The 14,813-nt window shown below is 67.6% G+C and carries 12 protein-coding genes; all 12 read left to right on the forward strand.

Features of this window, described 5'->3' with window-relative positions; all coding sequences use genetic code 11:
• Nucleotides 1-2 precede the first annotated feature (2 nt).
• From rsmH to ACSQ3O_RS04100, 12 genes are read left to right on the forward strand one after another with little or no spacing between them, the layout of a single operon-like run.
• Nucleotides 3-929 carry a 16S rRNA (cytosine(1402)-N(4))-methyltransferase RsmH gene (rsmH, locus tag ACSQ3O_RS04045; protein WP_436137945.1) on the forward strand — a complete coding sequence of 309 codons (927 nt, stop codon included), beginning with the start codon at nucleotides 3-5 and terminating at the stop codon, nucleotides 927-929.
• Between the two features lie 4 nt (nucleotides 930-933).
• Nucleotides 934-1,263 carry a cell division protein FtsL gene (gene ftsL / locus ACSQ3O_RS04050; protein ID WP_298458459.1) on the forward strand — a complete coding sequence of 110 codons (330 nt, stop codon included), beginning with the start codon at nucleotides 934-936 and terminating at the stop codon, nucleotides 1,261-1,263.
• Nucleotides 1,260-3,005, forward strand: coding sequence for a peptidoglycan D,D-transpeptidase FtsI family protein (locus ACSQ3O_RS04055; RefSeq protein ID WP_137746939.1), 1,746 nt, complete (start codon nucleotides 1,260-1,262; stop codon nucleotides 3,003-3,005). The genes ftsL and ACSQ3O_RS04055 overlap by 4 nt, the downstream gene beginning before the upstream one ends.
• Nucleotides 3,002-4,510, forward strand: a complete 1,509-nt coding sequence (locus ACSQ3O_RS04060; protein ID WP_436137946.1) for a UDP-N-acetylmuramoyl-L-alanyl-D-glutamate--2,6-diaminopimelate ligase — start codon at nucleotides 3,002-3,004, stop codon at nucleotides 4,508-4,510. The genes ACSQ3O_RS04055 and ACSQ3O_RS04060 overlap by 4 nt, the downstream gene beginning before the upstream one ends.
• Complete coding sequence (locus ACSQ3O_RS04065; protein ID WP_436137947.1) at nucleotides 4,507-5,982, forward strand: UDP-N-acetylmuramoyl-tripeptide--D-alanyl-D-alanine ligase; 1,476 nt, start codon at nucleotides 4,507-4,509, stop codon at nucleotides 5,980-5,982. Before ACSQ3O_RS04060 ends, ACSQ3O_RS04065 begins: the two co-directional genes overlap by 4 nt.
• Nucleotides 5,983-6,021: 39 nt before the next feature.
• Nucleotides 6,022-7,200, forward strand: a complete 1,179-nt coding sequence (gene mraY, locus ACSQ3O_RS04070; protein ID WP_063460079.1) for a phospho-N-acetylmuramoyl-pentapeptide-transferase — start codon at nucleotides 6,022-6,024, stop codon at nucleotides 7,198-7,200.
• Nucleotides 7,197-9,200 (forward strand): UDP-N-acetylmuramoyl-L-alanine--D-glutamate ligase, encoded by a 2,004-nt coding sequence (murD, locus tag ACSQ3O_RS04075; RefSeq protein WP_436137948.1) that lies wholly within the window; start codon nucleotides 7,197-7,199, stop codon nucleotides 9,198-9,200. The genes mraY and murD overlap by 4 nt, the downstream gene beginning before the upstream one ends.
• The gene (ftsW, locus tag ACSQ3O_RS04080) at nucleotides 9,197-10,465 is read left to right on the forward strand and encodes a putative lipid II flippase FtsW (RefSeq protein ID WP_436137949.1); all 1,269 of its coding nucleotides are present in this window, start codon (nucleotides 9,197-9,199) and stop codon (nucleotides 10,463-10,465) included. Before murD ends, ftsW begins: the two co-directional genes overlap by 4 nt.
• On the forward strand, nucleotides 10,462-11,532 hold the full coding sequence (gene murG, locus ACSQ3O_RS04085; protein WP_436137950.1) for an undecaprenyldiphospho-muramoylpentapeptide beta-N-acetylglucosaminyltransferase: 1,071 nt from the start codon (nucleotides 10,462-10,464) through the stop codon (nucleotides 11,530-11,532). The genes ftsW and murG overlap by 4 nt, the downstream gene beginning before the upstream one ends.
• Nucleotides 11,529-12,962: a UDP-N-acetylmuramate--L-alanine ligase gene (gene murC / locus ACSQ3O_RS04090; RefSeq protein ID WP_298458479.1), complete on the forward strand. Its 1,434-nt coding sequence runs from the start codon at nucleotides 11,529-11,531 to the stop codon at nucleotides 12,960-12,962. Before murG ends, murC begins: the two co-directional genes overlap by 4 nt.
• The gene (locus ACSQ3O_RS04095; RefSeq protein WP_436137951.1) at nucleotides 12,959-13,948 is read left to right on the forward strand and encodes a D-alanine--D-alanine ligase; all 990 of its coding nucleotides are present in this window, start codon (nucleotides 12,959-12,961) and stop codon (nucleotides 13,946-13,948) included. Before murC ends, ACSQ3O_RS04095 begins: the two co-directional genes overlap by 4 nt.
• On the forward strand, nucleotides 13,948-14,766 hold the full coding sequence (locus tag ACSQ3O_RS04100; protein WP_436137952.1) for a cell division protein FtsQ/DivIB: 819 nt from the start codon (nucleotides 13,948-13,950) through the stop codon (nucleotides 14,764-14,766). Before ACSQ3O_RS04095 ends, ACSQ3O_RS04100 begins: the two co-directional genes overlap by 1 nt.
• Nucleotides 14,767-14,813 lie beyond the last annotated feature (47 nt).

A 14,813-nucleotide genomic window follows, 5' to 3' on the forward strand; every position in this document is an offset into this window, starting at 1 on the left:
CCATGACATCCACTCCTTTGCAACACACCACCGTTCTGCTCGATGAAGCCGTGGACGCCCTGCTGGGCGGCGCCGGCCCCGAGCCTGCAGGCACCTGGGTCGATGGCACCTTCGGGCGCGGAGGGCATTCGCGGCGCATCCTGCTGCGGCTGGGCCCCCAAGGGCGTCTTGTCGCTTTTGACAAGGACCCCGAAGCCATCGCCGAAGCAACGCGCATCACCGATGCGCGTTTTTCCATTCGGCACGAAGGTTTTCGCCATCTGGCCGACCTGCCGCCCGCCAGCGCTGCGGGCTTGCTGATGGACCTGGGCGTGAGTTCGCCCCAGATCGACAGCCCCGGTCGGGGTTTCAGTTTCCGTTTTGACGGCCCGCTGGACATGCGCATGGACACCACGCGCGGCGAAAGCGTGGCCGATTGGTTGGCCACGGCCGAAGTCGGTCAGATTGCGGAGGTGATACGTGACTACGGTGAAGAACGGTTTGCTGGCCCCATTGCAAAGGCGATTGTTGCGCGGCGCGAAGAGCGGGGCCCTGTTGCAACCACCGCCGAATTGGCCGATCTCGTGGCTGGCGCGGTCAAAACCCGCGAGCCGGGCCAGAACCCTGCAACGCGCACATTTCAAGCTCTTCGGATTTTCATCAACGCCGAGCTTGAAGAGCTGCAACAGGCGCTAGAGGCCAGCCTCTCGGTGCTGCAGCCGGGCGGGCGCCTGGTGGTGATCAGCTTCCATTCGCTCGAAGACCGCATCGTGAAGCAGTTCATCGCCAAACACTCCAAGGAGGTGTTTGACCGCCGCGCGCCCTTTGCCAAGCCGCAGGCCATGAAGCTCGTGGCGCTGGACCGCATCAAGCCCTCTGCCGCCGAGGTCGAGGCAAACCCCCGCGCGCGCAGCGCGATCATGCGCGTGGCCGAACGCACTGGGGTCTGAAAACATGACCCGGCTCAACCTCGTCCTGCTGGTGGCCGTGCTGGCCAGCGCCGTCTATCTGGTGCATACCCAGTACGAGTCGCGCCGCCTGTTCACCGAGCTGGACCGGGCCATTGCCGAAGCCCGCCGCCTGGAAACCGAACACCAGCGCCTGCAGGTGGAAAAGCGCGCGCAGGCCACGCCGCTGCGTGTGGAGAAAATTGCCCGCGACCAGCTGAAAATGCGCACGGCCACCCCCGCCATCACGCAGTATGTGTCCGACCCCCAAGGGGTGTCCGGTGCTGCGGTGGCGGCGGCCAGCACGGCGGCACAACCTGGGGGCACGCAGCCATGAGCCGCAGCGTGGTCTACACCGCAAGCCCCCTGCTGGCGAGCAAGACGCCAGTCTGGCGCAGCAAGTTCATCGTGGCGGTGATCGCACTGGGCTTTGTGGGCCTGGGCGCGCGCGCGGCCTATGTGCAGGTGTTCGGCAACGACTTCTTCCAGCGCCAGGGCGAGGTGCGGTTTGCACGCACGCTGGAGCTGCCCGCCAACCGCGGCAAGATCCTGGACCGCAACGGCCTGATCCTGGCGTCCAGCGTGCCGGCGGCCAGCATCTGGGCCATCCCCGAGGACGTAGACCAGGACAAGCCCGAGGTGCGCGCCAAGCTCAAGCAGCTGGCCAAGCTGCTCGACATGCCCCAGGCCGAGTTGATGAAGAAGCTGGCCGACGAAGACAAGACCTTTGTCTGGGTCAAGCGCCAGCTGGACTGGGATGTGGGCCAGCAGATCGCCAAGCTCGATATCAAGGGCATCTATCAGCGCAAGGAATACAAGCGCCAGTACCCCGAGGGCGAGGCAGCTGCCCACGTGGTGGGGTTCACCAACGTGGAAGACCATGGCCAGGAAGGCATGGAACTGGCCTTCAACAAGGACTTGGCGGGCAAGCCGGGCTCGCGCCGCGTGATCAAGGACCGCCTGGGTCGGGTGGTGGAGGGCGTGGGCGAGACAGTACCCCCTGTGGACGGCAAGGACATGCAGCTGTCCATCGACAGCAAGGTGCAATTCTTTGCTTACCAGAAGCTGCGCGACCAGGTCACGGCGCACAAGGCCAAGGCGGGCAGCGTGGTGGTGCTCGATGCCCACACGGGCGAGGTGCTGGCGCTGGCCAACTACCCCAGCTACGTGCCCGACAAGCGCCAGAGCCTCACGGGCGAGCAGCTGCGCAACCGGGCGCTCACCGACACCTTCGAGCCGGGCTCGACCATGAAGCCCATCACCATCGGCCTGGCGCTCGAAAGCGGCCGGGTGCGGCCCGAGACCGTGGTGGATACCAACCCAGGCCGCATCAATATCACGGGCTCCACCATTTCGGACACGCACAACTATGGCGTGCTCACGGTGGAGGGCGTGATCCAGAAATCCAGCAATGTGGGCACGACCAAGCTCGCCATGCAGATGCCCGCGCGCGAGATGTGGGAGACCTTCTCCGCCGCAGGCTTTGGCCAGAAGCCGCAGATCGACTTCCCCGGTGCGGTCAGCGGCCGGTTGCGCCCCTACAAGAGCTGGCGCCCGGTGGAGCAGGCCACCATGTCCTACGGCTACGGCCTGTCGGCCAGCCTGTTCCAGATGGCGCGCTCGTACACCGTGTTTGCCAACAGCGGGCGCGTGATCCCCGCCACCATGCTCAAGTCCGAGCAGCCCGCCGTGGGCGTGCCCGTGTTCTCCGAGCGCACGGCCGACCAGGTGCGCAAGATGCTGCAGATGGCCGCAGGCCCCGGCGGCACGGGCCAGAAGGCGCAGACCGTGGGCTACTCGGTGGGCGGCAAGTCCGGCACGGCGCGCAAGCAGGTCGGCAAGAGCTACGCCGTGGGCAAGTACCGCGCCTGGTTCACCGGCATGGCGCCCATCGACAAGCCGCGCATCGTCGTGGCCGTGATGATCGACGAGCCCAGCAACGGCGTGTATTACGGCGGCGCCGTGGCTGCGCCGGTGTTCAGCGAAGTGGTGCAGCAGACGCTGCGCATGATGGGTGTGCAGCCCGACATGGCGGTCAAGCCGCAGATCGTGGCCAACGCGGTGGAGGAGTCGCTATGACGCTGCCACTGCCCTTGCTCACCTCGGTGCATGACGCAGTGGCCTGGCTGCGCGAGCGCGTCACGGGCACGCTGCAGACCGACAGCCGCCAGATCCGCCCGGGCGATGGTTTCATTGCCTGGCCCGGTGCCGCCACCGATGGCCGCGCGCACATTGGCGATGCGATCGCACGCGGGGCCGTGGCTTGCCTGGTGGAGCATGAAGGCGCCGAAGCGTTTGCGCTGTCTGGCCTGCCTGTGGCCGCACTGCACGGACTGAAGGCCGCCACGGGCCTGATCGCTGCCGACTGGTTCGAACACCCCACGCAGGGTCTGGACGTGCTGGCCGTGACAGGCACCAATGGCAAAACCAGCACCAGTTGGTGGCTGGCCGAAGCACTCAATGTGCTATCGAAAAATGAGCTATATGGGCAGGATGGTTGCGCGCTGGTAGGCACTTTGGGTATGGGAACGCCCCCCGCGCTGACCAGCACGGGCATGACCACGCCCGACCCGGTCCGCCTGCAGCGTGCGTTCCGGCAGTTTGCCGATGCAGGCCGTGGCGCCTGCGCCATTGAAGCCTCGTCCATCGGCCTGGCCGAACACCGCATGGCAGGCACCCGCATCCGGGTGGCGCTGTTCACCAACTTCACGCAAGACCACCTGGATTACCACGCGGGCATGGCGGCCTATTGGCAGGCCAAGAGCATGCTGTTCGACTGGCCCGGGCTGCAGGCCGCTGTGGTCAACATCGACGATGTGCGTGGGGCCGAGCTGCACGCGGCACTGGCAGGGCGCCACCTGGATCTGTGGAGCGTCTCCATCACCGGCCCCGCCCGGCTGGCGGCGCGCGACATCGGCATGGGCGAAGGCGGCCTGCGCTTCACTGTGGCTGAAGGCGTGCAGGCGCATGTGCTGCAGACGCGCGTGATCGGTCTGTACAACGTATCCAACCTGCTGGGCGTGCTGGCGGGTTTGCGCGCGCTGGGTGTGCCGCTGGAGCACGCGCTGTACGCCTGTGCCCAGCTCTCGCCCGTGCCGGGCCGCATGGAGCAGATCCACCAAAGCGGCCAGCCCCTGGTGGCCGTGGACTATGCCCACACGCCCGATGCCCTGGACAAAGCCCTGCAAGCTTTGCGCCCCATCGCTGCCGAGCGCGGTGGGCAGCTGTGGTGCGTGTTTGGCTGCGGCGGCGACCGCGATGCGGGCAAGCGCCCGCTGATGGGCGCTGTGGCGCAGCAGCAGGCCGACCAGGTGGTCGTGACCAGCGACAACCCACGCAGCGAAGATCCCGCTGCCATCCTGCACCAGATCCTGCAAGGCACCATCGCCAGCACCGCCGTGCGGGCCGAGCCCGACCGCGCTGCCGCCATCGCCCTGGCCGTGGCCGAAGCCGCCCCTGCCGATGTGGTGCTGATCGCCGGCAAGGGCCATGAAAACACCCAGGAGACAGCGGGTGTACACCAGCCGTTCTCCGACATGGCCCATGCGCTCGGAGCGCTGCAGGCCCGAGGAGCCCGCCCATGAGCGCCACCCCTGGCACCATGCTCACCCTGCAACAGGCCTTGGCGCTGCTGCAGCCGCAGATCCCCGCAGCGCGCCTGGTGGGCGAGGGCAGCACGCCCCTGGCCCGTGTGCACACCGACACCCGCACCCTGCAGGCGGGCGACCTGTTTGTGGCGCTCAAGGGCGAGCGTTTTGATGCCAACGCCTTCATCGCCGACGCACGCGCCGGGGGCGCTGCTGCGGCCATTGCCCACGGCGGCCTGGCTGCTGCGGGCTTGCCGGGCATCGAGGTGCCCGACAGCCTGGCCGCCCTCGGGGCGCTGGCCACCGGCTGGCGCGCGCAATTCCACCTGCCGCTGATCGGCGTGACCGGCAGCAATGGCAAGACCACGGTGACGCAGATGATCGCGTCCATCCTGCGCGCCTGGCAGGGCGAGGCTGCGTTCGCCACTCAGGGAAATTTCAACAACGACATCGGCGTGCCGCTGATGCTGCTGCGCCTCACGCCCGCACACTGCGCCGCCGTGATCGAGATGGGCATGAACCACCCGGGTGAAATCGCCACGCTGGCTGCCATGGCCCAGCCCACGGTGGCCCTGGTCAACAACGCGCAGCGTGAGCATCTGGAGTTCATGCACACCGTGGAGGCCGTGGCGCGCGAGAACGGCGCGGTGTTTGCCAGCCTGCCCGCCGATGGCGTGGCGGTGTTCCCGGCGGGCGATGCCTACACGGGCCTGTGGCAGTCGCTGGCACTGGCCCAGCCGGGCCGCCGCACGCTCACGTTTGGCGAGGGCGGCGATGTCCGCTGCACACGCGCCGCGTGGGAGCGCGGCGCCTGGGCCGTGGCCCTGGCCACGCCCCGGGGCGAGGTCGTCACGCGCCTGCACATTGCGGGTCGCCACAACGTGACCAATGCCCTGGCCGCCACCGCCTGCGCGCTGGCCGCAGGCGCGCCGCTGGCTGCCATCGCCCAGGGGCTGCGCGACTTCACGCCCGTCAAGGGCCGCTCGCGCGCTTTCAGCGTGGCGGTGGCGGACCGCGAGGTCACGGTGGTGGACGACACCTACAACGCCAACCCCGACTCCATGCACGCCGCCATCGATGTGCTGGCCGAACTGCCCGGCCCGCAACTGCTGGTGATGGGCGACATGGGCGAAGTGGGCGATCAGGGGCCGCAGTTCCACGCCGAGGCCGGGACGTTGGCCCGCGCGGCGGACATTCCCCTGCTGTTTGCGCTGGGCGCACAGTCGGTGCACGCGGCTTCGGCCTATGGCGACGGGCAGGGGGGTGTTGCCCGGCATTTCAACGATATGGGCGCGCTGCTGGATGCGGTGCGCCAGGCCCTGCCCACGGTGGGCAGCGTGCTGGTCAAGGGATCGCGATTCATGAAGATGGAACAGGTGGTGGGGGCCATTGCCGCTGCTGCACCACCCGCAGAACAACAACAAAAGACGATGGAATCACCGGAGGGACCCCATGGCGCAACACATTGATCTTGCCCGCGTGGTGCCTGCCTTGGTCGGAGGTACCCCATGCTGCTGATGCTCTCGCAATGGTTGCAGGGGCTGTCGCCCGAGTTCGGCTTTTTCCGCGTTTTCCAGTACCTCACCTTCCGTGCGGTGATGGCGGCCATGACGGCGCTGCTCATCGGCCTGGTGGCGGGCCCCAAGGTGATCCGCATCCTCACCTCGCTCAAGATCGGCCAGCCCATCCGGGGCTATGCCATGCAGTCGCACCTGTCCAAGAGTGGCACGCCCACCATGGGCGGCGTGCTGATCCTGTTGTCGATCGCGATCTCTACCTTGCTGTGGTTCGACCTGTCCAACCGCTTCGTGTGGATCGTGCTCATCGTCACGCTGGGCTTTGGCGCCATCGGCTGGGTGGATGACTGGCGCAAGGTGGTTAACAAGGACCCCGAGGGCATGCGCTCGCGCGAGAAGTATTTCTGGCAGTCCATCATCGGCCTGGTGGCCGCGCTGTACCTGGCGTTCAGCATTTCCGAAAGCTCCAACGCCAAGGTGTGGGAGCTGTTCGTGGCGTGGGTGCAGTCCGGCTTTTCGCTCGACCTGCCGCCCAAGGCCGGGCTGCAGTTGCCCTTCTTCAAGGAGATCAGCTACCCGCTGGGCGTGCTGGGCTTTGTGGTCCTGACCTACCTGGTCATCGTGGGTTCGAGCAACGCAGTGAACCTGACCGACGGTCTGGACGGCCTGGCCATCATGCCCGTGGTGATGGTGGGTTCGGCTCTGGGCGTGTTCGCCTATGTCACCGGAAGCTCGGTGTACTCCAAATACCTGTTCTTCCCGCACATCCCCGGCTCGGGCGAGCTGCTGATCTTCTGCGCGGCCATGGCCGGCGCGGGCCTGGCCTTCCTGTGGTTCAACGCCCACCCTGCGCAGGTGTTCATGGGCGACGTAGGCGCACTGGCGCTTGGGGGCGCCCTGGGAACCATCGCCGTGATCGTGCGGCAAGAGATCGTGCTGGCCATCATGGGCGGCATCTTCGTGGTCGAGGCCCTGTCGGTGATGCTGCAGGTGACCTGGTTCAAGTACACCAAGAAGCGCTACGGGGAAGGCCGCCGTCTGCTGAAGATGGCGCCGCTGCACCACCATTTCGAAAAGAGCGGCTGGAAGGAAACGCAGGTCGTCGTGCGCTTCTGGATCATCACCATGCTGCTGTGCCTGATTGGCCTGTCCACCCTGAAACTGCGATGAATCCGAACGATCCTTCCACCCTCTCTGGCACCCCGGGTGTGCCCGAGGCCACGCCGACCGAGGCGGGGCTGGGGGTGGGCGCGCCCAGCGCTGCAAGCGCCGGGCCCGTGCCTGATGAGGTGGTTTTGTCTGGGTCGTCTGCTGCTCCGGTCGCCGATACGGATGGTGATGCCAACGTGGACATGGGCCAGTCGGAAGAGGCCGCGCCCGAAATGACGGTTTCTTCCGAGGCCGAGGCCCCAGCGCCCGCCACCGATGCCCATGCCGCTGCGGCCCCAACCCCCGGCACCGCCTGGAACCCTGAGGCTGTGCCAGCCGTCTCGGCCGCCAAGGCCGCCGCCGATTTTGTGGCCCAGATTTTTGCCGAGGTGGCGGCGCCCGAAGGGCCTGCCGCTACCGAGCCCGATGTCGTGCAAGACGCGGATTTGGAGGAAGACGCCTCGCCCGCAGAACCCCTGGTCAGCCCCGTAGAGGCCATGGCCCAGTTGCTGCAAGGCCAGAACATCCTCATCCTGGGCCTGGGTGCCTCGGGCATGGCCATGGCGCGCTGGTGTGTGCGCTGCGGGGCTGAGGTCACCGTGGCCGACACCCGTGCCACCCCGCCACAACTGCCCGCGCTGCAGCAAGAGATGCCCCAGGTCCGCTTTGTGGCGGGTGCCTTCGATGCCAGCCTGGTGGTGGGGCACAACCTGCAGGCCGTCTACCGCTCGCCGGGGCTGAGTCCGCAGCAGGTTGCTCCTGTTTTGGAAGCGGCTGTGGCAAGCGGGGTGCGCGCAGGGGGTGAATTAAGCTTGTATTCCGATGCGCTGGCAGCGCTGCGCGCCTCGCATGCGTATGCACCTGCGGTGCTGGCCATCACCGGCACCAATGGCAAGACCACCGTGACATCGCTCACCGGCCAGCTGGTGGAGCGCGCTGGTAAAAGCGTGGCGGTGGCGGGCAACATCGGGCCCACGCTGCTGGACACGCTGGCCACGCACCTGGACGCCGACACGCTGCCTGAGGTGTGGGTGCTGGAGTTGTCGAGCTTCCAGCTCGACGGCGTCACCGGTTTCGAGCCTACGGCCGCTACCGTGCTCAACATTACGCAAGACCACCTCGACTGGCACGGCAGCATCGAGGCCTATGCCGCCGCCAAGGCCCGCATCTTCGGCCAGACCGGGCTCATGGTGCTGAACCGCGAAGACAGCGCCGTGATGGGCATGCTGCCGCCGCCCGTCAAGGTCAAGCTGCAAAAACCGCAGGTGCGCGCCCACATCACCTTCGGCGCCGACATGCCCCGGCGCCCGGGCGACTTCGGCATCGAGGTCGTGAGTGGCATGCCCTGGCTGGTGCGCGCCATGGATGCCGACGAAACCCGCAAGCGCGGCCGCAATGAGGTGGAGGAAGACCTCCACATCCAGCGCCTCATGCCTGCTGACGCGCTGCGTATCCGGGGGCGCCACAACGCCACCAACGCGCTGGCGGCGCTGGCCCTGGCGTCGGCCACGGGCTGCCCGCTTGCGCCCATGCTGTACGGCTTGCGCGAGTACCGGGGCGAACCCCACCGTGTGGAGCCCGTGGCCATCATCTACGGGGTGGAGTATTTCGACGACAGCAAGGGCACGAACGTGGGCGCCACGGCGGCCGCCCTCGTCGGGCTGGGCGCCGAGCGCCGCCTGGTGGTCATCCTGGGGGGCGAGGGCAAGGGGCAGGACTTTGCGCCGCTGGCCGCCCCCGTGGCGCGCTATGCCCGCGCCGTGGTGCTGATCGGCCGCGACGCACCGCTGATCCGCACCGCGCTGCAAGACGCCGGCGTGGCGCTGCTGGACGCCCCCACGCTGCCCGAGGCCGTGGCGCTGGCCACCCAGCGCGCCCATGCGGGCGATGCGGTGCTGATGTCGCCCGCCTGCGCCAGCTTCGACATGTTCAAGGACTACGAGCACCGTGCGCAGGTCTTCTGCGACACCGTGCGGGCCATGGCCGACGATGCCGGGCAGTCGGCAGGGGGCATGCAATGACCATGTCTGCCAGCGCCCTCTTGCAACGCCTGACCGGCTGGTTCGGCGGCTTGCCCGGCAAGGCGGCCGATGTGCTGCCCGTGCGTGTGGGCGGCACCGAGTACCGCCAGTCGTCGGCCACACCGGCCAGCGTGCTGGGCTTTGACCAGACCCTGCTGTGGGTGGTGGTGGCGCTGCTCGCCTGGGGGCTGGTGATGGTGTATTCGGCGTCGATCGCGATGCCGGACAACCCCCGTTTTGCCAACTATGCGCCCACCCATTTCCTCACCCGCCACATGATGTATCTGGTGGTGGGTTTTGTGGCGGCGCTGTTGGCGTTCCAGGTGCCCATGCTGCTGTGGGAGCGTGTGGCGCCCTGGCTGTTTGTGGTGGCGCTGCTGCTGCTGGTGGCGGTGCTGATCCCCGGCGTGGGCAAGGTGGTCAATGGCGCGCGCCGCTGGTTGTCCATCGGACCCATCGGTTTTCAGCCCTCCGAGGTGGCCAAGTTCGCGGTGCTCATCTACGCCGCCGACTACATGGTGCGCAAGATGGAAGTGAAAGAACGCTTCTTCCGCGCGGTGCTGCCCATGGGCGCGGCCGTGGCCATTGTGGGTGTGCTGCTGCTGGCCGAGCCCGACATGGGCGCCTTCATGGTGGTGGCCGTGATCGCCATGGGCATCCTGTTCCTGGGCGGCGTCAACGCCCGCATGTTCTTCCTGATTGCGGGCGTGCTCGTGGGCGCGTTCGCCTTGATGATCGCCAGCTCGCCCTGGCGGCGTGAGCGCGTGTTTGCGTACCTAGATCCGTTCAGCGAACAACACGCGCTGGGCAAGGGCTACCAGCTGTCGCACTCGCTGATCGCCATCGGGCGGGGCGAAATTTTTGGCGTGGGCTTGGGCGGCAGCGTGGAAAAACTGCACTGGCTGCCCGAGGCCCACACCGACTTCCTGCTCGCCGTGATCGGCGAGGAGTTCGGCCTGGTGGGCGTGCTGGCGCTGATCGTGCTGTTCTTCTGGATGATCCGCCGCATCATGCACATCGGCCGCCAGGCCATTGCGCTGGACCGCGTGTTCTCCGGCCTCGTCGCGCAGGGCGTGGCGATCTGGATCGGCTTCCAGGCCTTCATCAACATGGGCGTGAACCTGGGCGCCTTGCCCACCAAGGGGCTCACGCTGCCGCTGATGAGCTTTGGCGGCTCGGCGATTCTGATGAATCTGGTGGCGCTGGCGGTGGTGCTGCGGGTCGATTACGAGAACAAACTTCTCATGCGCGGAGGCCGCGTATGAGCAAGCAGAAAACCGCCCTCATCATGGCTGGTGGTACCGGCGGCCACATCTTCCCCGGCTTGGCTGTTGCCGAAGAGCTGCGCGCGCGCGGCTGGCGCGTGCACTGGCTGGGCGCGCCCGGCAGCATGGAGTCGCGCATCGTGCCGCAACACGGCTTTGCGCTGGAACTCATCGATTTTTCGGGCGTGCGCGGCAAGGGCCTTGTCACGCTGGCCTTGTTGCCGCTGCGCCTGCTGCGTGCGTTCTGGCAGGCGCTGCAGGTCGTGCGGCGCGTCAAACCCGATGTGGTGGTGGGCCTGGGCGGCTACATCACCTTTCCGGGCGGGATGATGGGCGTGCTGGCGGGCAAGCCCCTGGTGCTGCACGAGCAGAACTCGGTGGCAGGCATGGCCAACAAGGTGCTGGCCGGTGTGGCCGACCGCGTGTTCACCGCCTTCCCCAACGTGTTCAAGCAGGGGCAGTGGGTGGGCAACCCGCTGCGCACCGCCTTCACGCAGCAGCCCGGCCCGGCCGAGCGCTTTGCGGGCCGCACCGGCCCGCTGCGCCTGCTGGTGGTAGGGGGCAGCCTGGGCGCGCGTGCGCTCAACGAGATCGTGCCGCAGGCCGTGGCGCTGATGCCCGCCGACCAGCGCCCGCAGGTGATCCACCAGAGCGGCGCCACGCAGATCGACCAGCTCCGCGCCAACTACGCCGCCGCCGGGGTCGAGGCAGAGTTGACACCTTTCATCGACGACACGGCCAGCGCGTTTGCGGCGGCCGACGTCATCGTCTGCCGCGCGGGCGCCAGCACCGTGACCGAAATTGCCGCTGTGGGGGCCGCGTCCATTTTTGTGCCCTTCCCCTCGGCCGTGGACGACCACCAGACCACCAACGCGCAGTTCCTCGTGGATGCCGGGGGCGGCTGGCTGGTGCAGCAACGCGACCTGACGCCCGAAGGGCTGTCGCAGATGCTATTGAAATTAGAGCGCTCCACGCTCGTGGATAGCGCGCAGAAGGCCAAAAACATGCAAAAAATCAACGCCACCCGCGAAGTGGTGACTGCCTGCGAGGAGTTGGCCCAACCATGAAGCACGCGATTCGACACATCCATTTTGTCGGCTTGGGCGGTGCGGGCATGAGCGGCATTGCCGAGGTGCTGTTCAACCTGGGCTACCGCATCTCGGGCTCGGACCTGGCCGACAGCGCCACGCTGCGCCGCCTGGAGGGCCTGGGTATCAAGACCTGCCTGGGCCACGCTGCGGCGCACATCGATGGCGCGGATGCGGTGGTCACCTCCACTGCAGTCACGCCCGACAACCCCGAGGTGCTGGCCGCCCGCGAGAAAAAGATCCCTGTGGTGCCGCGCGCCCTCATGCTGGCCGAGCTGATGCGCCTCAAGCAGGGTATTGCCATTGCGGGCACGCACGGCAAGACGACAACCACCAGCCTCGTGACCAGCGTGCTGGCCGAGGCGGGCCTGGACCCGACCTTTGTGATCGGCGGCAAGCTCAACAGCGCGGGCGCCAATGCCAAGCTGGGCAGCGGCGACTACATCGTGGTCGAAGCCGATGAGTCCGACGCGTCGTTCCTGAACCTGCTGCCCGTGATGGCGGTGGTGACCAACATCGACGCCGACCACATGGAGACCTACGGCCACGACTTTGGCCGACTCAAGGGCGCGTTTGTCGATTTCCTGCATCGCATGCCGTTCTACGGCACGGCCATCCTGTGTGTGGACAGCCCGGCCGTGCGCGACATCCTGCAGAGCGTGACCTGCCCCATCACCAGCTACGGCTTCTCGGAAGACGCCCAGGTGCGGGCCATCAACGTGCGCGCCGAGGCGGGGCAGATGCGCTTCACGGTGCAGCGGCGCAATGGTGTCACGCTGCCTGACATGGAGATCGTGCTCAACCTCGCAGGCGAGCACAACGTGCTCAACGCACTCTCGGCCATTGCCGTGGCGGTGGAGCTGAACATCCCCGACGAAGCCGTGCAGCGCGCGCTCGCAGGCTTCAAGGGGGTGGGCCGGCGCTTCCAGCGCTATGGCGATTTGCCCGCGAAGGACGGCGGCCAGTTCACCGTGATCGACGACTACGGCCACCACCCGGTGGAGATGGCCGCGACGCTGGCCGCTGCTCGCGGTGCCTTCCCAGGCCGCCGTCTGGTGCTGGCCTTCCAGCCGCACCGCTACAGCCGCACGCGCGACTGCTTCGAGGATTTCGTGAAGGTCATCGGCAACGCCGACGCCGTGCTACTGACCGAGGTGTATGCCGCAGGCGAAGCGCCGGTGGTGGCGGCCGATGGCCGGTCGCTGGCGCGCGCGCTGCGCGTGGCGGGCCGGGTGGAGCCCGTGTTCATCGACAACGTGGCAGACCTGCCCCAGGCCATCGCCGACAACGCCAGGGACGGCGACGTGGTGATGTGCATGGGCGCGGGCTCCATCGGTGCCGTGCCTGGCAAGGTCGTGGATATGCTACAAAATAGTGAGCTTAAGGCGCTGAAGGGGAGCGCGGTATGACCTCTTTTGAATCGAACATTGATGTGAAAACCCTGGGCAAGGTGGCCGTGCTCATGGGCGGCGAATCGGCCGAGCGCGAGGTCTCGCTCATGTCGGGCAGCGGCGTGCTGCAGGCGCTGCGCTCGCGCGGTGTGGATGCCCATGCCTTCGACCCGGCGCAGAACGCGCTGGGCGACCTGAAGCGCGACGGTTATGCGCGCTGCTTCATCGCGCTGCATGGCCGCCATGGGGAAGACGGCACGGTCCAGGGCGCTCTCGAACTGCTGGGCATCCCGTACACCGGCCCAGGCGTGATGGCGTCCAGCATTGCCATGGACAAGGTCATGACCAAGCGCGTGTGGCTGGCCGAGGGGCTGCCCACGCCACGCTACGTGTGGCTGGCGCCCGACCGCCAGCAGCGCGAAGTGGTGCGCACCGTGCCCGACGAGCTGGGGCTGCCCCTGATCGTGAAGCCGCCGCGCGAAGGTTCATCGATTGGCGTGACCAAGGTGCGCGGCTATTCAGACATGCAGGAGGCGGTGCAGCTGTCTGCCCAGTACGACCCCGATGTGCTGTGCGAGGAATTCATCGATGGCGAAGAGGTCACCTGCCCCGTGCTGGGCCAGGGCGCCGACGCCCGCGCGCTGCCGGTGATCCGCATCGTCGCGCCCGATGGCGCCTACGACTACCAGAACAAATACTTCACCGACGACGTGAAGTACCAGTGCCCGAGCGGCCTGCCCGAGGCCGAGGAACGCGAAATCCAGCGCATCGTGCTGGAGGCCTACCGCAGCCTGGGCTGCCGAGGCTGGGGCCGCGCCGACCTGATGATCCGCGCGAGCGACCGCAAGCCCTTCCTGCTGGAGATGAACACCTCGCCGGGCATGACGGGCCACTCGCTCGTGCCCATGTCGGCACGGGCCTCGGGCATCAGCTACGAAGAACTGTGCCTGCGCATCCTGGCAAGCGCAGCACTGGACACGCCCGCAAGGCCAAAGGCTGCCTGATGACCCACACGCTGCCCGCACCCCTGGACGTCAAGCTCATGAACCTGACCGCGTCGGTCTTGTTCGTGGGCTGCGCCATGGCCGTGCTGGCAGCGGGGGTCGGGTGGGTGCTGCGCTACCCGGGCTTTGCGATTGCGCGCATCGTGGTGCAGGGCGAACTGGTGCACAACAACGCCGTGACGCTGCGGGCCAATGTGGGGCCGCACCTGACGGGAAACTTCTTCACGGTGGATCTGCGTGCAGCGCGCGAGGCCTTCGAGCAGGTGCCCTGGGTGCGCAGCGCCCAGGTGCGCCGCGTGTACCCCGCCAGCCTGCGGGTGGAGCTGCAGGAACACGACGCCGTGGCGTTCTGGGGGCCGGAGTCCGGTTCCTCCATGGTCAACAGCCATGGCGAGGTGTTCGAGGCCAACGTGGGCGATGTGGAGCAGGAGGGCCTGCCGCGCCTGCTGGGCCCCCAGGGCTCGTCTGCCGAGGCTCTGAAGATGGTGGGGCTGCTGCAGCCTGTGTTCCGGCCGCTGGGGCTGGAGGTGGAAGAGCTGGAGCTGACCGGCCGGGGCGGCTGGCGTGCGCGGCTGGACAGTGATGCCATGGTGGAGCTGGGCGGCGGCACTCCTGAAGAGGTTGTGCTGCGCACGCAGCGGTTTGCGCGCACGCTGACCCAAGTGGCGGCGCAGTACGGGCGGCGTGTGGACGCGCTGGAGTCGGCCGATTTGCGCCACGCCGGGGGTTATGCACTGCGGCTGCGGGGAGTCACCACGGTGATCCCCGATGCCGCCGGGGCCGTGGCCGGTGCCACCGGCGGCGTGCGCAGGAGGTGACGCGATGTTGGGCAGCAGAACAGCACAAAGGGCGGGGCAGGCCATCG

This window comes from Acidovorax sp. LjRoot74 (genome assembly GCF_964254355.1).
In the GTDB taxonomy this organism is placed as follows: Bacteria; Pseudomonadota; Gammaproteobacteria; order Burkholderiales; family Burkholderiaceae_C; genus Acidovorax.